The organism is Sphingobium sp. B1D7B, from assembly GCF_025961965.1.
In the GTDB taxonomy this organism is placed as follows: Bacteria; Pseudomonadota; Alphaproteobacteria; order Sphingomonadales; family Sphingomonadaceae; genus Sphingobium.
On the sequence record NZ_JAOQOR010000001.1, the window covers coordinates 1,608,537 to 1,631,339 of the forward strand.

The following is a 22,803-nucleotide window of genomic DNA, read 5'->3' on the forward strand; positions in this document are numbered from 1 at the left end:
TCAGGCGGTCCAGTCGCCGGACTTGCCGCCAGCCTTGGCCGTCACGTGGATGTCGCGCATGACCATGTGCTTATCCACGGCCTTGAGCATGTCGTAGAGGGTCAGCAGGGCGGCGGAGACGGCGGTCAGCGCTTCCATCTCCACGCCGGTCTTGCCGGATGTGCGCACAGTCGCGGTTGCGGTGGCGCCGCCCGCATCCAGCGCAAGGTCCAGGGTCAGGCCGGTGAGCGGCAGGGGATGACAGAGCGGAATGATGTCGCTGGTGCGCTTGGCGGCCATGATGCCGGCGATGCGCGCGGCGGCGAATACATCGCCCTTGGATGCAGTGCCGTCCGCAATCGCGGCGCGAGCTTCCGCGTTCATGTCGATGCGGCCCGTGGCGCTCGCCGTGCGGCTGGTGTCGGCCTTGGCCGTTACATCCACCATGCGCGCGGCGCCGGCCTCGTCGGTATGGCTGAGGCCGCTCATGCGCCGATCAGCGCGCGCGTTGCGGCCTCGACATCATCCTGCCGCATGAGCGATTCGCCGACCAGGAAGCAGCGCACGCCATGCTCCGCCATGGCATCAAGGTCCGCCTTCGAGCCAAGACCGGACTCCGCGACGAAGGTGCAGCCCTCCGGCGCGCTGCCGACCAGCTCATAGGTGCGGGCGAAATCGACCGAGAAATCCTTGAGGTTGCGGTTGTTCACGCCAATCAGCCGCGAGCGCAGCGTCAGCGCCCGCTCCAGCTCGGCGGCATCATGCACCTCCACCAGCGCATCCATGCCGAGGCCGAGCGCGGCATCCTCGATCTCCTGCATCTGCGCATCGGAGAGGGCTGCGACGATGATCAGCACGGCATCGGCGCCGATCGCCCGGCTCTCCAGCACCTGCCAGGGGTCGACCATGAAGTCCTTGCGGATCACCGGCAGCGAGACGGCGGCGCGCGCCGCGATGAGATAATCCTCATGGCCCTGAAAATAGGGCGCGTCGGTCAGCACCGAGAGGCAGGCCGCGCCGCCCGCCTGATAGGCGCGGGCATGGGCCGGCGGATCGAAGTCGGCGCGGATCAGCCCCTTGGAGGGCGAGGCCTTCTTCACCTCGGCGATGAGGCCATAGCCCCCCGCCACTACCTTGGCATCGAGCGCGCGACGGAAGCCGCGCGGCGGGGTTTGGGAGGCGGCCATCGCCTGCAGGTCAGCGAGTGACGTCGCCTGCTTGCGGGCAGCGACCTCGTCCCGCTTGGTGGCGCAGATTTCATCGAGCTTGTTCATGCGTAGGCGATCCAGCAGTCGAGCAGGGTATTGGCAAGGCCGCGGTCGAGGGCTTCGGTGGCTTCCTCGACCCCTTCGGCCAGCGTTTCGGCCTTGCCGGCGACGATCAACGCCGCAGCGGCATTGAAGAGCACGGCATCGCGATAGGGGCCGGCCTCACCCAGCAGCAGCGCCCGCAGTTTCGCGGCATTGTAGGCCGGGTCGCCGCCCTTGATCGCGTCGATAGGGTGCGTCGGCAGCCCGGCATCGGCGGCGCTGATCCGTCGCATCGCAACGATGCCGTCGCTCGTCACATCGGCCACGTCATTTCCGCCGGCGAGGGAGAGTTCGTCCAGCCCCTCATCGCCGGAAATCACCATTGCGCGCTCGGTGCCCAGCTCGGCCAGCGCCTGTGCATAGATCGGCACATAGGCCGGGCGCGCAATGCCGATGAGTTGGCGGGTGACGCCGGCCGGATTCGCAAGCGGCCCCATCAGGTTGAAGATGGTCCGCCTGCCCAGCGCCTTGCGGATCGGCGCGATCCGCGTGAGCGAGGGATGATGCTTCTGCGCGAAAAGGAAGCAGATGCCGAGGTCTGCCAAGGTGCGCTCGGCTGTCTCAGCGGCTCGGTTGAGGTTCAGCCCCAGCGCCTCGAGCGTGTCGGCGGCGCCCGCCTTGGAGGACGCAGCGCGATTGCCATGCTTGGCAACCGGCGCCCCGCAGGCGGCAACGACAAGGCTGACGGCGGTTGAGATGTTGAGCGTGTGATGGCCATCGCCACCGGTGCCGCACACGTCGATAGCCCCCGCCGGCGCCTGCACGGGAATGAGGCGCGCACGCATCTCCCGGGCGGCGGCGGCAATCTCGGTGGCCGTCTCGCCGCGCTCGGCCAGTGTGACCAGAAAGGCGGCGATTGCTTCGTCCTCCACTGTGCCATCGAGGATGGCGGCAAAGGCGCGGACGGCGTCCTCCCGCGAGAGAGGGCTGGCAGGATCGGGCAAGCTGTTCATTGCCGATCCTTTGCAATCTGCGGCGCGCAAAGTCGAGGGTCGATCAATGCTCTGTCGCCGAAGGATCGCGATGCGAAGCTGTTGACGCTGCCGTGCCTGTCGTGGCAATGGCTCCAGCGCATCGCCACTGAGCGGTCGTCCCGGCCGAGTGCTGGTGAGGGTCGGCGGACGGTCGATGAGCGGGTATAGCTCAATGGTAGAGCACTAGCCTTCCAAGCTTGTGATGCGGGTTCGATCCCCGCTACCCGCTCCAGCCCTTTTTCATTCGTATCGCGATGTTGCAAGCCGGCTGCGCACGTGCGGTGATCTGGGCGATCATTCATAATCGGGCGGCATTCTTCGCTCTTGATTCCCTTTGTGAGCGGACAGGTGCAGAAGATACCGCGCGCTAAGGTCACGCTGCTGGCACGGACTGCTGGCGTTAGAATGAGCTATATGCAACCGACGGCGCTTCGCCTCGTTCCCTTTCCTGAACAGAGTTCCGGCTGCATGGGGGGAAGAGGTGAGCGAGCCATCGTTTGATGATGCGCCGGAAGGCACGACAAAGCGCCGGATTGAGATCAATCCTACCGTGTTCTTCGTCTCGGCCGGCCTCATTCTCGCCTTTGTGTTGTTTGGAGCAATCGCTCCTGATGTTGCCGGCCGGCTATTCGCCGCTGCGCAGGCGCTCATCGTGGCGGACTTCGGCTGGTTCTACATCGCATCGGTGGCCGGCTTTCTCGTGTTTGCCCTGTTTTTGATGTTCAGCCGCTATGGCGACGTAAAACTTGGGGCCGACGACAGCGAGCCGGACTACAGCTATCCTTCATGGTTCGCGATGCTGTTCAGCGCGGGGATGGGGATCGGGCTGATCTTCTTCGGCGTCGCCGAGCCCATCCAGCATTACGCCTTGCCGCCGGTCGGCGAAGGTCGCACGATCGAATCCGCCCGTCAGGCGATGGTCCTTACCTTCTTCCACTGGGGGCTGCACGCCTGGGCAATCTATATCGTCGTCGGCCTGGCGCTTGCCTATTTCGCCTTTCGTCGCGGTCTGCCGCTTACCATCCGCTCGGCGCTCTACCCGCTGATCGGGGAGCGGATCTATGGTCCTATCGGCCACGCGGTCGACATCTTCGCCGTGCTGGGCACCATGTTCGGTGTGGCGACTTCGCTCGGTCTGGGCGTGCTGCAGGTGAATGCCGGCTTTAGCTATCTGTTCGGTCTGCCGAGCAATACGGTCATCCAGTTGGTCCTGATTGCCGCCATCACGGGGTTGGCGACGCTGTCGGTTGTCATGGGGCTGGACCGAGGCGTGAAGCGCCTTTCCGAACTGAACATCATTCTAGCCGCCCTATTGCTGGTCTTCGTGCTCGTCACTGGGTCGACGGTGTTTCTGCTGCAGGCCTTCGTCCAGAATGTGGGGACTTATCTCAGCGAGGTCGTGCAGCGCACCTTCCGTCTGTACGCCTATGAGCCCAATCCGTGGTTGGGTAGCTGGACGCTGTTCTACTGGGGCTGGTGGATCGCATGGTCGCCATTTGTCGGCATGTTCATCGCGCGCATCTCGCGCGGGCGCACAATCCGTCAGTTTGTTGGCGGCGTTCTGCTCGTCCCGGCATTGTTCACCTTCCTCTGGATGACCGTATTCGGGAACACAGCGATCGCGCTCGATCTGAGCGGCGCAGCCCACATCGCCGATACGGTCGCTAACAACCTCCCGGTCGCCTTGTTCGAGACGCTTGAGCAGCTCCCGCTTTCCACCATTGTTTCAGGCATCGCGACGCTTCTCATCATCACGTTCTTCGTAACGTCAGCGGATTCCGGTGCGTTGGTCATGGATATGATCACGTCCGGCGCAGCGAAAGATCCTCCGGTCTGGCAGCGCGTCTTCTGGGCGGTCTGCGCCGGCGGTGTCGCGGCGGTTCTGCTGGTCGCCGGTGGGCTTCAGGCGCTTCAAACCGCGGCGATCGCCAGCGCGTTGCCCTTCGCTGTGGTCATGGTGTTCATTTGCTACGGCCTGTTGCGAGCGCTTCAAACCGAGAGCCAGGAAGCGATGGACCTGTCTGCTGCGGGCGCCGCCACGGGCGCAGAAACCGCCTTCACATGGCAGCAGCGCCTTGCAACCATCACCCGGTTTCACGATCGAGATGAAGTGCTCGCATTTCTCGCCGACACTGCCCAGCCGGCCCTCGCGGCCGTGGCGGCGCAGATGCGAGACAGCGGTATTTCCGCGCGCCTCATGCAGGATGCCGATCATGTGGGACTCACCATCCCGCATGGCGAGCGCGGCGACTTCGATTATACCGTCCGTGCGCGCGGGTTTCGTGTGGCGAGTTTTGTCTGGGCCGAACCGCGAAAGACCCAGGAGCGAGAGCGCCTTCATTACCGCGCCGTGGCGCACTCTTCCGACGGAGGGCAGCCTCATGACGTGACCGGCTATACCGACGAGCAACTGATCAACGATCTGCTCAATCGCTATTCCCGCTTCCGTCACAGCCGGCGGATGTCGTGATGCGATGAGCGGCAGTCAGTACGAAGGCAACGGGTAGACCTCGTCTGAAATGTAGTCGTCATAAGACGCAAAAGGCATTTCGCCTCGATCTTCTCGTCAGAGGCTTCCGCGCAGAGAAGCCCGTCTTGCGCGACATTCCGCTAGCCACATTAACCCGTGGGACCGCGTTTGATCGGAGGTTCCCCATCGGGTGTGCGAAAGACGCGGTTGTGTCAGCGGCTCCCTGGCACCGAGAACAATTCCATCCGATTTGCAAGCTCGCATGAGGGAGACTTTAAGGGAGCGAGGTCGTCCGTTCGCCAACTTTCTCCGACGGAAATTTGTCAGCGAGGTCCTGCTGAGACACGGGCCGTTTTACGCGACAAAGCCGTCAGCTATCCCTCCATCCGAAATGCGGTGAATGGAGAATCTTTATTAACGTCTTGGTACGACCTGCGGCCCAAAGGTGCTGAAAACAGTCATATCAGCAAAGGCCTATGTCACTCATTCAACGCGTGCCTGCTCGCTATCTCTGGCCTGTGCTATTGCTTCTCGGGTTGTGCTTTGGAAGCATTCTAGGGCTCATTTTAGTCACGACCTCCGCGCAGGATCGGCTTGAGGCAGTACGCGAGACGCGGACGCTGGAAGCTGCCCTCGCGACAAGCGTCTCCATGGTGGAGCATGATCTTCAGGACTACGCGAAATGGGACGACGCAGTGCGCCACATTTCGTACGACTTCAGCGCGGCGTGGATCGACGACAACATCACGGCTTACCTCGGTAAAACCCAGAATTATGACCATGTCTTTGTCATCGGTCCTGACGGGGGGACCCGCTACGCCTTCAGCAACGGGAACCGATCCTCATCTAAACTTGCCGAGATACTGGGTCCGTCAATTCAGACGGCGATGGCAAAAGTGCGTGCTATGGATGATCGTGGCACGCCAATCGTCAGCGGCTTTGCCCGCGAGAAACGTCAGGTTTTCGTCTACTCGGTTGCTGCCGTTGTTCCCTTGACCAACAAAGTGTCGGCGCCTGCGGGTGAGAGGCACCTGCTCGTCATAGCCGAGCGTTTTGATGCGAGCCATCTCGCCAGTATCCGTGCCAAGCACCATCTCCCCGCCCTAGCGCTAAACCTGGCACGGCCAGCCCCGTCGAGCGCCGCGCTAGTCCTGCGAGATATGGATGGTCACGAGATTGCATCCGTTGAGGTCGCGTTCGAGACCCCTGGCACACAATTTCGTCGCGAGGTCATCCCCGGGTTTGCCGGCATCATGGTCGTCGCGGTTATCGCTGCGCTTTTTATCCTGCGGCAGGGGGGGCAGTCCATTGCAGCATTGACAGCCAGCCAAGCCAGAACTCAGCATTTGGCGAACCACGATCCTTTAACGGAGCTTCCTAATCGCCGCGTCCTCCTCGGTCGGCTCAACGAGGCGATTGCGACCGGTAATCATTTCGTTCTGCTTTACATGGACCTAGATGGCTTCAAAGGCGTGAACGATCTTTATGGCCATGGCGCAGGGGACGCCCTGCTGCGGGAGGTGGCATCCCGGCTCGCAGCGGCCGCGCCGGCGCATTCGCTGATTGCTCGCACGGGCGGCGACGAGTTTGCAATATTGTGCCAGCTTGATGTCGATGGCCCGGGATGTTCGCTCGCCGAACGCATCATCGCCTCCTTTCAGACGACGGTTCCGGTCGCCGGCGCCAATATTCTCATCGGAATATCCGTTGGCGTCGTGACGTCTTCTTCAGATGCTCTCGTCGATATCGACGAGCTGATGCGCCGTGCAGACGTTGCAATGTACAATGCCAAAGCCAGGGGGAAGAACCGCTGGAGCGACTTCACCCTCGAACTGGACGAAGAACATCTCGTGCGGAAGCGTCTTGAACAGGACCTGCGCATTGCAATCGCGGAAAATCGAATTGAACTGGCCTATCAGCCCATTGTTCTAGCGGAATCCGGCGCCATTGTTGGGCTTGAAGCCCTGGCGCGATGGACCCATCCCACCGAAGGTCCAATTCCCCCAGATGTCTTCATTCCGCTTGCCGAAATGACTGGCCTAATCGGCTCCTTGGGAGGGCAGGTGCTCCGCAGGGCCTGCATCGACATCAAGCCTCTCGGCATCGACCTCTCGGTCAACCTCTCGCCCGCGCAGTTTTGGGATGCACATCTTGCTGACCAGATCAGCGCAATCCTTGCCGACACAGGCTTTCCAGCTGACCGGCTCGAACTCGAGATCACTGAAAGCTATTTGCTGGGTCGGCCACAGGCCGCTGCGGCAATCATGGCCGATCTGCGGACCTTGGGCATCCGGCTCGCTTTGGACGACTTTGGAACTGGCTTCGCAAGTATTGGTTACCTCCAATCCTTCAAATTCGACCGGCTGAAAATAGATAAGCTCTTCGTGAAAGAAGCCATGGGTTGTGCGTCAGGTCGCGATTTGTTGGTAGCCATCGTAGCGCTGGCCCAAGCTCTGGGTCTTAGGATCACGGCAGAAGGCGTAGAGACAGAAGATCAAGCGGCCCTCGCCCGGGCCGCAGGATGCCACTGGCTGCAAGGCTGGCTGTTCGGCCGCCCGATGCCACTCTCCCAGCTACTCCAAGAAAGCAGTCTAAGGCGCGGGACTCAGAAAAGATGATTCTCGATTGCAGCCGCTGAACGAGAATGAAGCGGGTGGCGTGGCCCCTCCTGCCGACCGAGCGATAGTGTAAACCCCAATCTTCTGGCCTTCGGAGCCGTCATTGGTTCGGCTTCAACAACCGACCGGTGTGTTGAGTGCAGCACCCAGCTTAGACAGCAAGGGGGCGCAAGCGAACAACTGGAGCGCTTTGAATCGCGGGTGCCGCCGGGGTGCTCGCTGTCCGCGCCTCACGCTCATGGGGATCGAATTAAGCGTCAGGAACGTTCCGCGATCACCAGCGGAGGCAGTATGCATTGGCCAGAACAGTTGATTATCGTGCGCCACGGGCAGAGCGCGGGGAATGTCGCCCGCGACGCTGCGCACGAGGCAGCGCATGACCGGATCGCGCTGACCTCGCGGGATGCCGACGTGCCGCTGAGCGACCTCGGTACGGCGCAGGCGCGCGCGTTGGGCCTGTGGTTCTGCGAGCAGCCGGCCGAGCATCGGCCACAGATTCTCTTATCTTCTCCCTATCTCCGTGCCTTTCAGACCGCAGAGCTTTTCCGCGAGGCGGGCGGGACCGACCGGCAGGAGCCAATCTGCTTTGACGAGCGCCTGCGTGAGAAGGAGTTCGGCATTCTTGACGGGCTCACCACGCCCGGCGTGGCGAACATCTTCCCTGATCAGGCCGAATTTCGGCGCCTGCTGGGGAAATTCTATCACCGCCCGCCCGGGGGCGAGAGCTGGTGCGATGTCATCCTGCGGTTGCGGTCGGTCCTCGATACCATCTCGCTTCATTACGCTGGGAAGCGGGTGATGATCTTCACGCATCAGGTGGTGGTCCTCTGCATGCGCTACATCATCGAGAGCCTCGATGAACAACGCATCTTGGCGATCGACCGGGAAGGGGACGTGGCCAATTGCGCCATTACCGACTATCTGTTCGATCCGTCGGCGGGCCGGGATGGCGGGCTCAAGCTCCAGCGCTACAATGTGACAGCGCCGATGCAGAACCACGCGACCCCGGTCACCAGCGAACCTGACGCGATCACGGGGCGGCGCGGATGATGCCGACCCTCGACCGCGCCTGGCTCGAAGCCCATCCACTGCCGCCGATCGCGGCGCTGGGCGATAAGGACGCGCGGGGCCGGGTTCTCCTGGTCGGCGGCGCGGAGTTCGTGCCGGGCGCGCTCAGGCTCACGGGCGAGGCGGCGTTGCGCGCGGGAGCCGGCAAGCTCCAGATGGCGACCGTGCGATCCGCCGCGATGGCGCTCGCCGTCCTGGTGCCCGAGGCGGCGATGATCGCCCTGCCTGCGGATGAGGATGGCGAGATCGCGCTCGAGGCGGTCGCGTTGCTGCAGGAACGCCTCGCGCGCTGTGACACGCTCATCCTCGGGCCGGGGATGTCCGCGGGGGATCGCACCGAGCAGTTTGTCGCCGCGCTGCTCGGCACGCCAAAACCGGGCCAGACGATCATCCTCGATGCCGCTGCCCTCACCTGCGCCCGGAAGCTCGAGAAACTGGTGGCGGCGCATGAGGGGCGGGTCATCCTGACGCCACACCATCGGGAAATGAGCTTTTTGACGGGGCAGGACATCGACGTGATCCGCAAAGACCCGCGCGCCGCAGCCCTGCATGTCGCGCGCGCCTTCAATGCCGTGGTCGTCCTCAAAAGCGCCGAAACCCTGATCGCGTCGCCGCGGGAGGATGAGCCCTTGCTGTTCGAGGGCGGCAGCATCGGTCTTGCCACGGGCGGGTCGGGCGATGTGTTGGCTGGTCTGATCGGCGGCCTTGCCGCGCGCGGCGCCGATCCTTTGCGAGCGGCGGCCTGGGGTGTCTTCGTCCATGGCGCGGCGGGCGCCGGCGTTGCCAACCAGATTGCCGAAGTCGGATTTCTCGCGCGCGATCTTCTGCCGGTCATTCCCGGGCTGATCGCTAGCCTGGAACCGGAGCGATGAGCGACGGTAATCGTATTGCCAAAGGTTAATATGGGCGGCGCGGCGGGGTCCGCGGCGTCGTTCGGTGGTTGTTCTGCGAAGGGGCGCGCGCCTGCGCCCCCAGGATGGAGAAACGACATGGCCACGACCAAGACTGCCGCAAAGCCCAAAGCGAAACCCGCATCGAAGAAGCCCGCCTCGAAGACGGCGCGCAAGACCCAGCGGGCGGCGGCAAAGCCCGCCGACGCGATCAAATTGCTCAAGGACGACCACAAGGAGGTGAAGGGCTTTTTCGACCAATATGCTGATCTCGAAGACGATGCCGAGAAGCAGGCGCTGGCTGACAAGATCTGCCTCGCTCTGACGGTTCATGCGCAGATCGAAGAAGAAATCTTCTATCCCGCCGCGCGCGAGGCCATCGACGATGATGACCTGCTCGACGAGGCCGAAGTGGAACATGCCAGCGCCAAGCAACTCATCGCTGAGATCCAGGCCATGAAGGCGGGTGACCGCCTGTTCGACGCCAAAGTGACGGTGCTCGGCGAATATGTTGAGCATCATGTCGAGGAAGAGGAGCAGGAGATGTTTGCTGAAAGCCGCGAGAGCGAACTCGACCTCAAGGCCCTGGGCGCAGAGCTGGCGGCCCGCAAGGCCGAGTTGATGGCGCAGGCCAGCAAATAAGCATGGCCGTCCAGGAGCCGGCCGACCCCTCGGCCGAACGGCTGGACTGTCTGATCGTCGGCGGCGGCCCTGCGGGGCTGACCGCCGCGATCTATCTCGCACGCTTTCATCTGACGGTCTGCGTCATAGACGGCGGACAGAGCCGGGCTGCGCTGATCCCGCTCACCCGCAATCATGCCGGCTTTCCGGAGGGCATCTCCGGCGTCGATTTGCTTGCGCGAATGCGTGGACAGGCGACCCTCTACGGCGCGTGCCTGCAGGGCGGGACCGTCGAGAGCCTGGCGCATGATGGCAGCCAGTTCATCACGCACGCGGGCGGCCGAAGTCTCGCTGCGCGGACCGTCCTGCTCGCCACCGGCGTGGTCAATCGCCGCCCCACCATGATGGACGATCTATGCCACGATCGCGCGCTTGCGACCGGTCGGCTCCGCTATTGTCCGATCTGCGATGGCTATGAAGTCACGGACAAGGCGATCGCGGTGCTCGGAACGGGCGAGCGCGGCTATAATGAAGCCATGTTCCTTCGCGGCTATTCCGCCGATATCACGCTGGTCGCGCCTGATGGGGGCCATAGTCTGGAACCGGCGCAATACGCTGCGTTGAAGGCAGCGGGCATTGGGATCGCCGGACAATGTACGTCCATCAGCTTGGTGGAAGACCAGATCGCGCTCGGCATCGAGAGCGAGACGCGCCGCTTCGACACGCTGTATCCGGCGCTGGGTTCTGACATCCGCTCGGAGCTTGCCGGGATGCTCGGCGCAAGTCGCACATCCGAGGGGTGTCTGATGGTCGACGCCCATCAGCGCACAGACATCCCCGGGCTTTATGCCGCTGGCGATGTCGTCCTCGGCCTCGACCAGATCAGCCACGCGATGGGGGAGGGCGGCGTCGCCGCGACCACGATCCGGAACGATCTGGCCAAGGTGGCGCCCATCCGTCGCTAGGTTGGCGCCGCAACGACCGCCCGCTCACATCATCCGCATCCGCAGATTGAACAGGATCACCAGCGTGCCGCCGACCATGAGCGCGATGATCAGGCTGGAGAAGAGGATGAGCTGGAGGTCGTCACGCGTCGAGCGCTTGAGGCCGATGTGGAGGAAGCAGCGAAACTGCACGACAATCTGGATGAGCGCCAAGGCCAGCACGAGCGCATAGGTGGCGGTGCTGCCGAGCACCGGCCAGCGCACGAGCGCAAAGGCGACGCTGGTCAGCAAGAGCGCGGCGGCATAGCCCAGCACATAGCCGCGCGCCTCCCGGCGAGGATCGTCTCGGCGTTCACTCATGGGATCAGCCCCGGTAGATAGACGGTCGAGAAGATCGCGATCCATATGATGTCGAGGAAGTGCCAGAACAGGCCGAGCCGCAGGAGGTTGATCTTCACGCGCGCATCAAGGCCGATGATCCGCAACTGCGCCATCATCACGACAATCCACAGGCTGCCGGCGAGCACATGCAGGCCGTGCAGGGGCACCAGCGCGAAAAAGGCCGAGAGGAAGCCGCTGCGCATCGGCGTGGCGCCATGGGCAATCATGGTTGCAAAATCGTGCAATTCCAGCCCCAGGAAGAGCAGCCCCAAGGCAAGTGTCAGCCCCAGCCAAGTCTGGATGCGCGCCTGCGCCGCCCCATGCTTCATCGCGATCGAGGCCAGGCCGTAGGTGAGACTGCTGGTCAGCAGCACCAGCGTTTCAAGGAAGGTCGGGCCGATCTTATATTCGCTTGCCGGAGTTGGGCCGCCGGCGGTTGCGGGGAGCATGACGCCATAGGTGGCGAAGAGCAGCGCGAAGATCACGGCGTCGCTCATCAGGAACACCCAGAAGCCGAACAGGGCAGAGCCCGCCGCCTCATGGGCTTGCGCGTCGGTGCTGCCCAGATTGAGGCCGGGATGTTTCGTCTCACCGGCGGTCATGGGTGCACCTCGGCCAGGCCCGCATTCCCCGGGGTCGTCTCCATCTCGCGGGGGATGGGCCGCGCCCGCGCCACCGCGTCGAGCCAGGCCCGCTCCGTCCGTTCGACCGCGCTGGCCGGGATCAGCCGGTGCGTGTCGCGGGCGAAGCTGCGCGCGATCACCGTCGCAACGACCGCAAGCAGGCCAAGGATCGCCAGCCACCACATATGCCAGACAAGGGCAAAGCCGGCTGCCGCGCTTGCCATCCCGATGATTGGCGCGACGGCGCTGTTTTTCGGCATCTCGATGTCTTCGTAATGGGCTGGCCTGACATAAGGCGTACCGTTGCGCTTGGCGTCGAAGAACCAGTGGCGCTGGTCGACCTGCGGCAGCCGGGCGAAATTATACGCGGGGGGCGGCGCCGCGATCGACCATTCGAGCGCCCGCCCATCCCAGGGATCGCCTGCGAAGACGCGGGTGGCGGCGCGGTTGCGCAGGCTCACCCAGAGCTGGACAAGCAGCGCCACGAAGCCGCAGAACAGCACCAGCGCGCCGACTTCCGCCGCATAGAGCCAGGGCCGGTAGGCGGTCTCCATCACCGCGGGGGTGCGGCGCGCCATGCCTGCAGCGCCCAGCACGTAAAGCGGCATGAAGGCGAGATAGAAGCCGATCACCCAGCAGGCGCAGGATATCTTGCCCCACCGCTCATCGAGCCGAAAGCCGAACGCCTTGGGGAACCAGAAGGTATAGGCGGCGAGCAGGCCGTAGAGCGTGCCCGGAATCAGCATATTGTGGAAATGCGCCACGAGGAACAGCGTGTTGTGCACGATGTAATCGAGAGGCGGGAAGGCGAGGATGATGCCGGTGAGCCCTCCGAGCACGAAGGTCATCATGAAGGCGAGCGCATAGCACATGGGCGTGGTGAAGCGCACTTCGCCGCGGAACATCGTCCAGATCCAGTTGTAGATCTTGACCCCCGTCGGCACGCCGATCGCCATCGTCGCGATGCCGAACACGGCGTTCAGGCTCGGGCTCTGCCCCATGGTGAAGAAATGATGCAGCCAGACGGTGAAGGAAAGCACCGCAATCGCCATCGTGGCGATCACCAGCGAGTTGTAGCCGTACAGCTCCTTCGAGGAGAAGGTGGAGACCACTTCGGAATAGATGCCGAAGGCCGGCAGGATGACGATGTAGACCTCTGGATGGCCGAACATCCAGAACAGGTTGGCATAATGCATCATGTTGCCGCCAAGGGCGTTGGTGAAGAAGTGGAAGTCGAGATAGCGGTCGAGCGCCAGCAGCACCGTCGCCACCGTCAGCGGCGGCATCGCGAAGATCATCAATATGGCGGTGCACAGGCTGGTCCAGGCGAACAGCGGCATCCGCATCAATGTCATGCCCGGGCAGCGCATCTTGTAGATGGTGACCGCGATGTTGATGCCGGCCAGGGTAGAGGCAATCGAGCCCAAAGTGATGGCCCAGATCCAATAATCCGGCCCGACGCCGGGATTGAAGCCGATCTCCGTGAACGGCGGATAGCCGCTCCAGCCGCCGGTGGAGAAGCGGCCGATCACCAGCGACGCCATCATCAGCCCCGCGCCGGCCGCAGTGAGCCAGAGGCCGATGGCGTTGAGCAGCGGATAAGCGACATCGCGCGCGCCGATCTGCAGCGGCACCAGATAGTTGATCAGCCCGGTGAGGAAGGGCATCGCCATGAAGAAGATCATGATCGAGCCATGGGTGCTGAACAGCTCGGCAAAATGCTCGGGCGCAACCAGGCCGGGATTGCCGATTGCCACCGCCTGCTGCAACCGCATCAGATTGGCCTCGATCAGCGCGCGCGCCAGCATGATCAGGGCGATCACGATGTACATGATCCCGATCTTCTTGTGATCGAGGCTGGTGAGCCATTCCGTCCAGAGCCAGCGCCACCGGCCGAGGCGGGTGATCAACACGACCATGAAGAGCGCGCCGGCCACCACCATGGCTCCGGCTCCGGCAGCGATCAGTTCATTCGCATTGGGATTTTCCCAAGCACGCACGAAGGGCAGCGCATCCCAAGTGAACCGCCCCAGCAGCGCCGGCAGCAGCGGCGCGCTCAATGGGCCTGCCCCTGTGTGCTCGACATCATCATATGCTCGAACAGGCCTGGCGGGACGGATGAGAACAAGGCGGGTTGCGGGGCGATGGAGCGGGCGGTGATCGCCGCCAGCGCCTTGTCGTCGAGCGGCCTGCGGACGGCGCGCACCTGGCCCAGCCAGCGGCGATAGTCGGCCGGCGGCAGCGCCACGACGTCGAACTTCTGGTTCTGAAAGCCTTTCCCGTTGAACTGCGTGTTCTGGCCGCGGAAGACGCCGGCCCGACTGGCGGCCAGATGCAACTGCGTGCGCATGCCGGCCATGGCATAGATTTGCCCGGCAAGCTGCGGGATCAGTAGCGATTGCATCACCGTCCCGCTGGTCAGGCTGAGATGGACGGGCCGGCCCACAGGGATGGCCAGCCGATTGACAGTCGCGATGCCCTCCTCGGGGTAGATGAAGAGCCATTTCCAATCGAGCGCCACCACCTGCACCTCCAGGGGCGGCTGGCTGGACGCGAGCGAGCGGTATGGGTCGAGCCGGTGCGTCGCATTCCACAGGAGGACGCCGAGCCCGATGACGATGGCGGTCGGCGGGATCCAGATGAGCAGCTCGAGCGGCCAGGAAAATCCCCAATTGGGCCGATAGGCGTCATCCCGGTTGGAGAGGCGATAGTGCCAGGCGAAGAGGGGGACGAGGATGAAAACGGGCCCCGCTACGAAGATGAGCACGATGGCAAGCTGAAGAAAAAGGTGCCACTGGTCCGCCGCCACAGGGCCGGCATGGTTGACCACGCCGAGCTTCAGTGCCTCGCATCCGCCGAGCAGCAGCGGCAGGCCGAGCAGCGCGGCGCCCGGGCGAACCGCCCGAGCGCCTTCGCCACTGCGCTTCATCCCGCCTGTCCCCCTCCGGTGGCCGACTGCGCCACGATCCGCACCGGCACACCCTTGGCGGCCGGCGTCTTGGAGGCTTTGTCATGATACCAGAGCGGGATGAGCGGGTTCATCTCCGGATAATAAGCGCCGACGCAGCCCTCCGGCAGATCGAAGGGGGTCACGGTGAGCCCACCCACCTGCCGGTCAATGCCATCGTCCGCATCGCTGGCGAGGCCCACGACCTGCCCGGGCTCAAGCCCGGCTGCCTCAATGTCGCGCGGGCTCATCAGCAGCACGTCGCGCGTGCCCTCGATCCCGCGCAGGCGATCGGAGAAGCCATAGATCGTTGTGTTGAACTGATCGTTCGAACGCATGGTGATGAGCCGGTAGCGGCCCGCCTTATCGGGCACGCCCATGGCGGTGAGGCTCGTCGGCGTCGTGAACTCGGCCTTGCCGCTCTCCGTCTGCCAGATCCGCTCGCGGGCCTTGTTGCCCTTGAAGAAGCCGCCCGGCGTGAACAGGCGCTGGTTGAAGTCCGCGAACTTGTCCGGATAGGTCGCCTCGATGAGGTTGCGCACCTGGCCGTAATGGCCGACCCAGTCATCCCATTTGACGGCTGGCCGCGCAGGCAGCGTCGCCTTGGCCATGCCGGCCACAATGGCGAGTTCGGAGAGAAGATGCTCGCTCGCCGGCTTGCGCTTGCCGACCGAGCCGTGGATCATCGAGAGGGAATCCTCCATCGTCACGGTCTGCGGTCCGCCGGCCTGCATGTCCTCCTCCGAGCGGCCGAGGCAGGGCAGGAGATAGGCGACCTCGCCGTTGATCAGATGGCTGCGGTTGAGCTTGGTGGCGATCTGGACGGTGAGCCGCATGTTGGTCCACGCGGCCTCCATCTTCTCCCGCTCCGGGATGGCGCGGACGAAATTGCCGCCCAGGCCGATGAAGGCGCGAATGCTGCCATCGATGATGCCCTCGCAGGCCTCGACGGTGTTGACGCCCTTCTCGGTCGGCGGATCGAAGCCGAACAGCTCTTTCAGCCGATCAAGCGGCACGAGTTCGGGCTTCTCCGAAATGCCGACGGTCCGCTGGCCCTGCACGTTCGAATGACCGCGCACTGGAGAGATGCCCGCCCCCTCGACGCCGATATGCCCGCGCAGCAGCAGCAGGTTGACCAGCATGCCGATGGTCTGCGAGCCATGGACATGCTGGGTGACGCCCATGCCATAGATGCCGATGACTTTCTTGGCGTCGCAATAGATCTGCCCGGCCGTTTCGAGATGAAACCGGCTGAGGCCGGACTCCTGTTCGATCTCAGCCCAGGAGGTCGCGCGGACCTTCTCGACCATGGCTTCGAAGCCATGCGTGTGCTGTGCGATGAAGTCCGTATCCAGCAAATGCTGCTTTTGCTCGGCCCATTGGCGGTCTTCGTCCGCGAGGACATGCTTGATCATCCCCATGATCGCGGCGATGTCTCCGCCCGGCCTCACCTGATAATAGAGGCAGGAAATCTCGGTCCGCTTCTGCGTCACCATCTGAACGGGGTTCTGCGGATCGACGAACTCGATCAACCCCTTCTCGCGGACGGGATTGAAGGTCACGATCTTGCAGCCGCGCTCCACCGCAGACTTGAGCGTATGGAGAAAACGCGGGCTGTTGGTGCCGGTATTTTGGCCAAAGAAGAAGATCGCGTCGCAATGGTCGAAATCTTTCAGCTGACAGGTGCCGACCGGCGACCCCGTCACTTTCTTCAGGCCGACCGAGGTCGTTTCGTGGCACATGTTGGAGCTGTCGGGCAGATTGTTGTGGCCATAGAGCCGCGCGAACAGGGCATAGAGATAAGAGGTTTCCAGGCTGGCGCGGCCTGAGGCGTAGAAGACGGTGGACTTGGGATCGAGCGCCTTGAGTTCAGCGCCGATGCCCGCGAAGGCCTCGTCCCAGCTGACCGGCATATAGCGATCGCTGGCCCGATCATAGCGCATAGGGTGCGTGAGCCGGCCGGTCTGCTCAAGGTCATAGTCCTGCCAAGCCTGTAATTCGGTCACCGTGTGCTTGGCGAAGAAGTCCGGTGTGCAGCTGCGCGTGGTCAGCTCCCACAGCGTCGCCTTGGCGCCATTTTCGCAGAATTCGGCAGGGTGGGGATGCTCCGGCTTGGTCCAGGCGCAGGAGACGCACATGAAGCCGCCGGGCTTGTTCTGGCGCCGCAATGTCTCCAGCGCCATGGGCGTTGCCCACTCCTTGCCGAAGATGCGCGCGACGCCGCTCAGCGAACCAAAGCCGCCGGAGGGGCCGCCGTAATGGACGGTGTCCTCGTCCTGCGTCGTGGGGTCATCTTCATGCGCCATCGTGCCCGCTCCCGTGCCATTTGCAGCATAACGCTTCGGACCGGCGAGCGATCCGATCTGTTTGGGGAAAGTCGAGAAGGGTGGCGTACTCAGCGATGGGTGGGGCACGGCTGATGCGCTGAAGGCGCACAAGCAGGTTTGCTTGCCATTATTTATAGAGTATTATAATATAGACGTTGAGAGAATGGCGTCTGTGCTGGAGCATGAAGCTTACCTTCCAGGTGTCAACTCTTTGGAGAGGTTGATGACTCGCAATCACATGTTTCCCGGTCAGGTCGCGCGGTGCCTCCTCGTCGCGGTACTCGTCATTACGGGACCATCCGCGTCGCTCGCGAGGGACGCGGGGCCGCCGCCGCTGATGATCGAGCGACAAGGCTCCTTCGCAGCCGGAGGAACACGGGCCGGGGACCCAGCCGTCAAGTCCACTGTCTGTGATCACGGCTATGTGGAGTACCAAATCCCGGCGAATGCGGGCCCTACTGGCCTCTTCTTTTGGCATAGCTCCAGCGTCGCCGCCTGGAAAAACCGGTGGGACGGCGGTGAAGGTTTTGACAGCATCTTTCTGCGACGGCATTTCCCGGTCTATCTCTGGGATGGCCCCCGCGTCGGCCGCGCGAATCTGCCCTGTGAAACGGCGGAGTCAGCCCCGCGCTTGGGATCTGACCAGGAGACCTTCACGGCCTGGCGGTTTGGCCCCAGCTATATGAAGTGGCACCCCGGGGTGCAGTTTCCGACCGCGGACGCCCGCGCGTGGGAGCAGGCTAGCCGGGCCCGTTATGCCGAATATGACACGATGGAGAACGTCGCCTTGCAGGCGCATGCCGCAGCCGCCGCACTCGAGCGGACCGGTCCGGTGGTCATGGTCACGAATTCGGCGGGCGGCCTCCGGGCTCTCCTCACGGCGATTGAGAGCGACCGCGTGAAGGCGATCGTCGCCTACGAAAATGTCGGCTTCGTTCTACCGGAGAGCGAGAATGACGGTTCGCCCCCAGGCCCCTACGGCCCGGTCTACGTGCCGCTCGAGACATTCAAGAAACTGGCAAAGATCCCCATGCAATTTGTCTGGGGAGACAATCTGTCGCAACCGCGCGGTCCGCAACTCGCGCTGCCGCTGAACCGGCGGTTCGTAAAGCTCATCAATCAATATGGGGGCAAGGCGGAAATTCTCGAGCTTGCCAATGCGGGCCTCAAGGGCAACACGCACCTCCCCTTTGCCGATCTCAATAATGTCGCCGTGGCAGATTTGCTTCAAAATTTCCTGGCGAAGCACAAGCTCGCGACGCCAGCGGGCGAAGTGTCGCGCAAACGACCAAATAATTAAATTTATATAGAATATATTGCCCGTGTCGATTTGTGATGTTAGCTGATTGGCGAGCGCTCTGCGATATGTGGAGGGCCGGAGGGGATCTGCATGGCTGTTCAGTCGATTGATAGCATTCTCGAGCGCCCAACGATGGGTCGCTACCGCTGGACCATCTATCTCCTGTGCGGCATCCTCATGGCCCTGGAAGGATATGACGCCTATATCGTTGCGAACCTCGCGGCCGTCATCGCCCGCGACCTCGATATACCCATTCCGTCCATGGCCTATGTGTTCTCGGCGCAGGCAGCCGGTATGGCCTTGGGCTTCTACACCATCCCCGTTCTCGCCGATCGCATTGGCCGTCGAAATATCATTCTGGTCGGTGCCACCTTCTTCGGGCTGCTGACGCTCCTGTCGACCGCTGTCCAGACGCTTGAAATGTTCACCCTTGTGCGCTTTCTGGCCTTCGCAGCCATGGGCGGAACGATGCCGAACATTGTCGCGCTGGCGACCGAGTTCATGCCGGAGAACCGCCGCGGCAAGTTGCTCACCTGGCTTTACATCGGCCACGGCCTGGGCGCGTCTGTGGCCGGGCTTGTTGGCCCGAGTTTCGTTCATTTTCACTCGTGGCAGTCGGCCTTATGGGGCGGAGGCATCGCACTTCTCTTGCTGGTGCCCTACCTTTATGTTCGTTTGCCGGAGAGCTGCCGGTATCTGATGACGCGCAATCCCCGGGATCCGCGCGTCGCCCAGATCCTCGGAAAAATCGCTCCCGACCTGCAACTCGCGCCTGACACGATATTCGTGTCCAACGAGGAGCGTAATGAGGGCTCGCCGGTGATCGGCCTGTTCAGAAGCGGTCGCGCACCCATGACGTTGCTCCTCTGGGTCGCCATGGGGAGCACGCTGTGCGTGGTGGCAACACTGACCTCCTGGCTCCCGAGCTTCCTTCATCTTCTCGGTGGCGTAGAGACCGGGGCCGCCGCGCGGATGTCGTCAGTGTCTGCGTTCGGCGCTATCGCCGGGCCGATTCTGCTGACCCTGCTCATGCAGCGCCTTGGTCTTGCTCCGTCACTGGCGCTCATGTCGCTGCTGGGATTTGTCGCAATGACCTGCTTCCACTTCGTGAGCAGCTTTCATGCGCTGGGCTGGTTCCTGGGTTTCGCTTATGGCTTCTTCGTCATCGCCGTCCAGGCGGGCCTGAATTCCCTTGTTGCCTCAAGCTATCCCACCTCCATGCGGTCAACGGGTATCGGGTGGGCCGGGGGGATCGGGCGGGTAACCTCCATGATCGGTCCCGCCGTTGGCGGCGTGATGCTCGCGGCACAGGTCCCAGGCTTGTGGATCTATATGATCGTTGCTTCGCCGCTTCTGCTCACGGCCATTGCCATGATCCTTTTCCACGTCATCGTGTCGGGGCCGGCGTTGTCGGCTCGTACGGCAAAGGGCGTGCGATGAGCGCCCCCGGCCGCTCCGCCGTCCTCTCGCGCAGGGCGCTGCTGGGAGCTGTTCCGCCGCTCCTCGTCGCAGGGCCGGCGCTGGCACGAACGCGGCTGCAGCCATCGCAGCCCGATGCAACGGCGGGCATGATCGATGCCCATATCCATTTCTTCTCTGCTGATTTTGCGCACTATCCGGTGGACATGCGCAACGCCCGTGAGCCGGAAGCGGTGATGCGCGCACGCGTCCTCAATGCGCCTGTTACGCCCGAGAAGATGCTTCCCCTCTGGGAAAAGATGGGCATCAGGGCCGGGATCGGGGTGCAGTACAGCGGCGCCTACAAAACCGATAACACCTATCTGCTCGACGTCGCGCAGGCCCATTGGGACCGCATCCGCACGGAGATCATCCTGAATCCTGCGCAGGCGCAAAGTCGCAGCGTGCTTCAGGCGCTCCTGCCGACGAAGCACGTTTCGGCTATTCGCCTGACCGGCTTTGTCGATGGGGACGGGGATCTGCCTTGGCTGAAGTCACCGGGCGCGCAGGCATTGTGGCAGATGGCACAGGCTGAAAAGCTCCCGCTCTGCATCACCTACCTGCGGATGGACCCACGGTCGGCGGCCCTCCGGACGGTGCGCGAGCTGGCCGACCGCTACCCGGACTGCCAGGTCGTCCTCGAACATTTGGGTTGGACTGGAGGCACAGGCAGCCAGGACGGGCTGCTTCCTGCCCACATGGCCCTGAAGGATCACGAGACGATCGCCTTCAAGTGGACCAGCCTGAATGTCGACGCGCTTGCGGGCGCAGGCATCGACACGGCGAATTTCCTTCGTACCGCCGTAGACGTGTTCGGGGCGTCGCGCCTCATGTGGGGGTCCGATTACGGAAACACCACGAGGCCTTATGCCGGCATTGTTGCCGATGGGATCGATGCGACGCGCCTTCTCAGCGCGGCGGAGCGAGCAGCAGTGCTTGGCGAAACCGCGCGGCGCGTCTTCGGGATTTAGGCCTCACTGCCATTCTTATGCGCGATGCGACCCGGCGCGTGCCAGGTCAACGGGGCAGCACTTCGCCTCTTCGCGGGGAGGGGAAGCGCGCCATTACCATGGCACTGGACCACCCTCACCAAAAAGCCCGCCGGTTGGCCCGTCTGCGTCCAGGAGAGCAAGGGAGATGGCGACTTTCGCCCCCGCCACCGGCGATTGGCCTTTGCCGCCAGAAAGCTCTGTGGCGCATAGGCCCGGATTGGCCGCGTTGATCTTGATCGGCGTCCCGGCAAGTTCGTTCGCGAATTGCACGGTCACGGCATTGAGGGCCGTCTTTGAACTGTTGTAGGCGAGGAGGCGACTGAACGCCATCGGCCCATCCGGCCCGCGGGTCAGCGCAAGGGAGCCAAGGCCCGTCGACATGTTGACGATGCGGCCACGGTCCGATTGGCGGAGGAGCGGCAGCATCGCCTGGATGACCGCCACCACGCCGAAGACATTGGTTTCGTACACCCTGCGCATTTCGTCGAGATCGGCGGTGCTTGGCAGGCTGTGCTTGTCCAGGGAAATGCCGGCATTGTTGACCAGGACGTCGAGCCGCTTGAAGCGGTCTGCTAGCACCGCAGCCGCAGCCTGAACCGATGCACGATCGGTCACGTCGATGATCACATAATGGGCATCCAGGCCCTGATCGCACAGGGCCTCGGCAGCCTTTTGCCCGCTCGCAGGATCGCGGGCGCCGATCACCACCCGCATGCCGTGCTCTGCCAGGCCTCTGGCAATCTCGAACCCGATGCCCTGGGTTGCCCCGGTCACAAGTGCAACCCGTCCAGCCTCAGTCATTCCTCATCCCTTTTTTACAGATCGGTCCTCAGACGTCGAAGGGCGCGGAGCGGGGATATTTCTCAAGATACTGGAGAAACTGGCCGAAATATTTGTCGGCCCTCAGGAGCGCGCTTTTGCCATAGCCCCGGAAACGGAGCTTGAAGAGGATCGGCTCATCCTCCGCATATAGCTTGTGCATATAGGCGATGCGGTTATCCAACTCTTCCTGCGCGGCCTGGTCGCCCATCTTCTCCGCATCGGACCGACGCATGGCGACGACGAAGAAGGCGTCGGACCAGCCGGGCGCAACCTGCGAACTCCCTGCCATGAACAAGCGCTCGCTGCCATTGGGAAACTGCATATGCGCGGTAAGCCAGGTTGCGCCCCATAGCTGCGTGTCGGCGATGCGCGTCACGGATTCCTGCCGGACGGTAATGAGATAGTCCTCGAACACCACGCTCACTGGGTTTGGGTCGGGGATGCCGTGCACGGTGGACAGATGCTGGAAGTCCACCAGATTCGAGGAGCCAATCCACCCTTCGATCTCTCGCTGCCCTCTATGAAACGCGCGGTAGACCAGTTCGTCTTCCCTAAGGTTCGGCATCTCGGGAAGGGGATAGAGCGGCTCTTCTCCGTTGAATGCCCAGATCATGCCCCAGCGCTCGGCAGCGGGATAATTGTAGATCCTCGCGGCGCCGGGAATAATCGTCTCGCCTGGAATTTCAGCGCATCGGCCATCGGCAGCGAACTTCCAGTGATGATAGGGGCAGCGCACCTTGCCATCGACTATTTCCCCGCCGGACAGGTCGGCGCCGACATGGGGGCAGTAGGCGCTCTGCACGACAGGCTCACCCTGCTCGTTGCGGTAGACGATGATGCGCGTCCCGAGAAAATCCTTCCCGACGATCTTTCCCTGCACCAGCTCCGAGGCCAGCATGATCGGATTCCAGTTCTTGAGATAGGTGCCGTCAGGGACCCGGCCATATTCCTGGCCGGCAAAAGGGCGCTGGCGTGAGGCGTTCACTTGCTCATCGACCGTCGTAACAGACATCACAATTCTCCTGGTTTTGGGCTCCCTATCACGCGCAAAATGAGAAGAAAAGTTTTTTATAGGATAC

General features: G+C 63.0%; 19 protein-coding genes and 1 tRNA gene. 10 read left to right on the top strand and 10 right to left on the bottom strand.

All coding sequences use genetic code 11. The features are described from left to right. From moaC to trpD, 3 genes are read right to left on the bottom strand one after another with little or no spacing between them, the layout of a single operon-like run. Positions 1-468 (bottom strand): cyclic pyranopterin monophosphate synthase MoaC, encoded by a 468-nt coding sequence (moaC, locus tag M2336_RS07285; RefSeq protein ID WP_264574494.1) that lies wholly within the window; start codon positions 466-468, stop codon positions 1-3. Then, positions 465-1,253, bottom strand: a complete 789-nt coding sequence (trpC, locus tag M2336_RS07290; RefSeq protein WP_264574495.1) for an indole-3-glycerol phosphate synthase TrpC — start codon at positions 1,251-1,253, stop codon at positions 465-467. The genes moaC and trpC overlap by 4 nt, the downstream gene beginning before the upstream one ends. After that, a complete protein-coding gene (gene trpD, locus M2336_RS07295; protein ID WP_264574496.1) occupies positions 1,250-2,242 on the bottom strand; it encodes an anthranilate phosphoribosyltransferase in 993 nt (330 codons plus the stop codon). The genes trpC and trpD overlap by 4 nt, the downstream gene beginning before the upstream one ends. Positions 2,243-2,421: 179 nt before the next feature. Between trpD and M2336_RS07300 the strand changes: the two genes are divergently transcribed. The 7 genes from M2336_RS07300 (at position 2,422) to M2336_RS07330 (ending at position 10,895) form a co-directional block, all read left to right on the top strand. After that, positions 2,422-2,495: transfer RNA gene (locus M2336_RS07300), tRNA-Gly, on the top strand. A 249-nt stretch (positions 2,496-2,744) separates the two neighbouring features. Continuing rightward, positions 2,745-4,733 (top strand): BCCT family transporter, encoded by a 1,989-nt coding sequence (locus M2336_RS07305; RefSeq protein ID WP_264574497.1) that lies wholly within the window; start codon positions 2,745-2,747, stop codon positions 4,731-4,733. Between the two features lie 476 nt (positions 4,734-5,209). Next, on the top strand, positions 5,210-7,351 hold the full coding sequence (locus M2336_RS07310; protein WP_264574498.1) for a putative bifunctional diguanylate cyclase/phosphodiesterase: 2,142 nt from the start codon (positions 5,210-5,212) through the stop codon (positions 7,349-7,351). 291 nt (positions 7,352-7,642) lie between these two features. Continuing rightward, positions 7,643-8,401 (top strand): histidine phosphatase family protein, encoded by a 759-nt coding sequence (locus tag M2336_RS07315; protein WP_264574499.1) that lies wholly within the window; start codon positions 7,643-7,645, stop codon positions 8,399-8,401. Next, positions 8,398-9,291: an NAD(P)H-hydrate dehydratase gene (locus M2336_RS07320; RefSeq protein WP_264574500.1), complete on the top strand. Its 894-nt coding sequence runs from the start codon at positions 8,398-8,400 to the stop codon at positions 9,289-9,291. Before M2336_RS07315 ends, M2336_RS07320 begins: the two co-directional genes overlap by 4 nt. 30 nt (positions 9,292-9,321) lie before the next feature. Beyond that, positions 9,322-9,951: a hemerythrin domain-containing protein gene (locus M2336_RS07325; RefSeq protein WP_264592761.1), complete on the top strand. Its 630-nt coding sequence runs from the start codon at positions 9,322-9,324 to the stop codon at positions 9,949-9,951. Between the two features lie 2 nt (positions 9,952-9,953). Further along, positions 9,954-10,895: an NAD(P)/FAD-dependent oxidoreductase gene (locus M2336_RS07330; RefSeq protein ID WP_264574502.1), complete on the top strand. Its 942-nt coding sequence runs from the start codon at positions 9,954-9,956 to the stop codon at positions 10,893-10,895. A gap of 24 nt (positions 10,896-10,919) precedes the next feature. Here the strand turns inward: M2336_RS07330 and M2336_RS07335 are convergent, their stop codons facing one another. From M2336_RS07335 to M2336_RS07355, 5 genes are read right to left on the bottom strand one after another with little or no spacing between them, the layout of a single operon-like run. Then, positions 10,920-11,234, bottom strand: coding sequence for a cytochrome o ubiquinol/quinol oxidase subunit IV (locus M2336_RS07335; RefSeq protein ID WP_264574503.1), 315 nt, complete (start codon positions 11,232-11,234; stop codon positions 10,920-10,922). After that, positions 11,231-11,857, bottom strand: coding sequence for a cytochrome c oxidase subunit 3 (locus M2336_RS07340; RefSeq protein ID WP_264574504.1), 627 nt, complete (start codon positions 11,855-11,857; stop codon positions 11,231-11,233). Before M2336_RS07340 ends, M2336_RS07335 begins: the two co-directional genes overlap by 4 nt. Further along, positions 11,854-13,938, bottom strand: a complete 2,085-nt coding sequence (locus M2336_RS07345; RefSeq protein WP_264574505.1) for a cbb3-type cytochrome c oxidase subunit I — start codon at positions 13,936-13,938, stop codon at positions 11,854-11,856. Before M2336_RS07345 ends, M2336_RS07340 begins: the two co-directional genes overlap by 4 nt. Beyond that, positions 13,935-14,807: a cytochrome ubiquinol oxidase subunit II gene (locus M2336_RS07350; RefSeq protein WP_264574506.1), complete on the bottom strand. Its 873-nt coding sequence runs from the start codon at positions 14,805-14,807 to the stop codon at positions 13,935-13,937. The genes M2336_RS07345 and M2336_RS07350 overlap by 4 nt, the downstream gene beginning before the upstream one ends. Further along, complete coding sequence (locus tag M2336_RS07355) at positions 14,804-17,131, bottom strand: FdhF/YdeP family oxidoreductase (RefSeq protein ID WP_264574507.1); 2,328 nt, start codon at positions 17,129-17,131, stop codon at positions 14,804-14,806. Before M2336_RS07355 ends, M2336_RS07350 begins: the two co-directional genes overlap by 4 nt. A 244-nt stretch (positions 17,132-17,375) precedes the next feature. Here M2336_RS07355 and M2336_RS07360 point away from each other — a divergent pair, with 244 nt between their 5' ends. The 3 genes from M2336_RS07360 to M2336_RS07370 all read left to right on the top strand — a co-directional run bounded on the left by M2336_RS07360 (position 17,376) and on the right by M2336_RS07370 (position 20,881). Next, the gene (locus tag M2336_RS07360; RefSeq protein ID WP_264574508.1) at positions 17,376-18,452 is read left to right on the top strand and encodes an alpha/beta hydrolase; all 1,077 of its coding nucleotides are present in this window, start codon (positions 17,376-17,378) and stop codon (positions 18,450-18,452) included. A gap of 90 nt (positions 18,453-18,542) precedes the next feature. After that, positions 18,543-19,892 carry an MFS transporter gene (locus M2336_RS07365; protein ID WP_264574509.1) on the top strand — a complete coding sequence of 450 codons (1,350 nt, stop codon included), beginning with the start codon at positions 18,543-18,545 and terminating at the stop codon, positions 19,890-19,892. Next, complete coding sequence (locus M2336_RS07370; protein WP_264574510.1) at positions 19,889-20,881, top strand: amidohydrolase family protein; 993 nt, start codon at positions 19,889-19,891, stop codon at positions 20,879-20,881. Before M2336_RS07365 ends, M2336_RS07370 begins: the two co-directional genes overlap by 4 nt. A gap of 93 nt (positions 20,882-20,974) precedes the next feature. Here the strand turns inward: M2336_RS07370 and M2336_RS07375 are convergent, their stop codons facing one another. Together M2336_RS07375 and M2336_RS07380 are read right to left on the bottom strand one after the other, a co-directional pair. Continuing rightward, positions 20,975-21,703 carry an SDR family oxidoreductase gene (locus tag M2336_RS07375; RefSeq protein WP_264574511.1) on the bottom strand — a complete coding sequence of 243 codons (729 nt, stop codon included), beginning with the start codon at positions 21,701-21,703 and terminating at the stop codon, positions 20,975-20,977. A 28-nt stretch (positions 21,704-21,731) separates the two neighbouring features. After that, the gene (locus M2336_RS07380) at positions 21,732-22,736 is read right to left on the bottom strand and encodes a Rieske 2Fe-2S domain-containing protein (RefSeq protein ID WP_181558779.1); all 1,005 of its coding nucleotides are present in this window, start codon (positions 22,734-22,736) and stop codon (positions 21,732-21,734) included. Between the last annotated feature and the right edge of the window lie 67 nt (positions 22,737-22,803).

Excerpts from the sequence above, each read along its gene's own strand:
- moaC (WP_264574494.1), bottom strand. The coding sequence starts at position 468 with ATGAGCGGCCTCAGCCATACCGACGAGGCCGGCGCCGCGCGCATGGTG.
- trpC (WP_264574495.1), bottom strand. The coding sequence starts at position 1,253 with ATGAACAAGCTCGATGAAATCTGCGCCACCAAGCGGGACGAGGTCGCT.
- trpD (WP_264574496.1), bottom strand. The coding sequence starts at position 2,242 with ATGAACAGCTTGCCCGATCCTGCCAGCCCTCTCTCGCGGGAGGACGCC.
- M2336_RS07310 (WP_264574498.1), top strand. The coding sequence starts at position 5,210 with ATGTCACTCATTCAACGCGTGCCTGCTCGCTATCTCTGGCCTGTGCTA.
- M2336_RS07315 (WP_264574499.1), top strand. The coding sequence starts at position 7,643 with ATGCATTGGCCAGAACAGTTGATTATCGTGCGCCACGGGCAGAGCGCG.
- M2336_RS07320 (WP_264574500.1), top strand. The coding sequence starts at position 8,398 with ATGATGCCGACCCTCGACCGCGCCTGGCTCGAAGCCCATCCACTGCCG.
- M2336_RS07325 (WP_264592761.1), top strand. The coding sequence starts at position 9,322 with ATGGGCGGCGCGGCGGGGTCCGCGGCGTCGTTCGGTGGTTGTTCTGCG.
- M2336_RS07330 (WP_264574502.1), top strand. The coding sequence starts at position 9,954 with ATGGCCGTCCAGGAGCCGGCCGACCCCTCGGCCGAACGGCTGGACTGT.
- M2336_RS07335 (WP_264574503.1), bottom strand. The coding sequence starts at position 11,234 with ATGAGTGAACGCCGAGACGATCCTCGCCGGGAGGCGCGCGGCTATGTG.
- M2336_RS07340 (WP_264574504.1), bottom strand. The coding sequence starts at position 11,857 with ATGACCGCCGGTGAGACGAAACATCCCGGCCTCAATCTGGGCAGCACC.
- M2336_RS07350 (WP_264574506.1), bottom strand. The coding sequence starts at position 14,807 with ATGAAGCGCAGTGGCGAAGGCGCTCGGGCGGTTCGCCCGGGCGCCGCG.
- M2336_RS07355 (WP_264574507.1), bottom strand. The coding sequence starts at position 17,131 with ATGGCGCATGAAGATGACCCCACGACGCAGGACGAGGACACCGTCCAT.
- M2336_RS07360 (WP_264574508.1), top strand. The coding sequence starts at position 17,376 with ATGACTCGCAATCACATGTTTCCCGGTCAGGTCGCGCGGTGCCTCCTC.
- M2336_RS07365 (WP_264574509.1), top strand. The coding sequence starts at position 18,543 with ATGGCTGTTCAGTCGATTGATAGCATTCTCGAGCGCCCAACGATGGGT.
- M2336_RS07370 (WP_264574510.1), top strand. The coding sequence starts at position 19,889 with ATGAGCGCCCCCGGCCGCTCCGCCGTCCTCTCGCGCAGGGCGCTGCTG.
- M2336_RS07375 (WP_264574511.1), bottom strand. The coding sequence starts at position 21,703 with ATGACTGAGGCTGGACGGGTTGCACTTGTGACCGGGGCAACCCAGGGC.
- M2336_RS07380 (WP_181558779.1), bottom strand. The coding sequence starts at position 22,736 with ATGTCTGTTACGACGGTCGATGAGCAAGTGAACGCCTCACGCCAGCGC.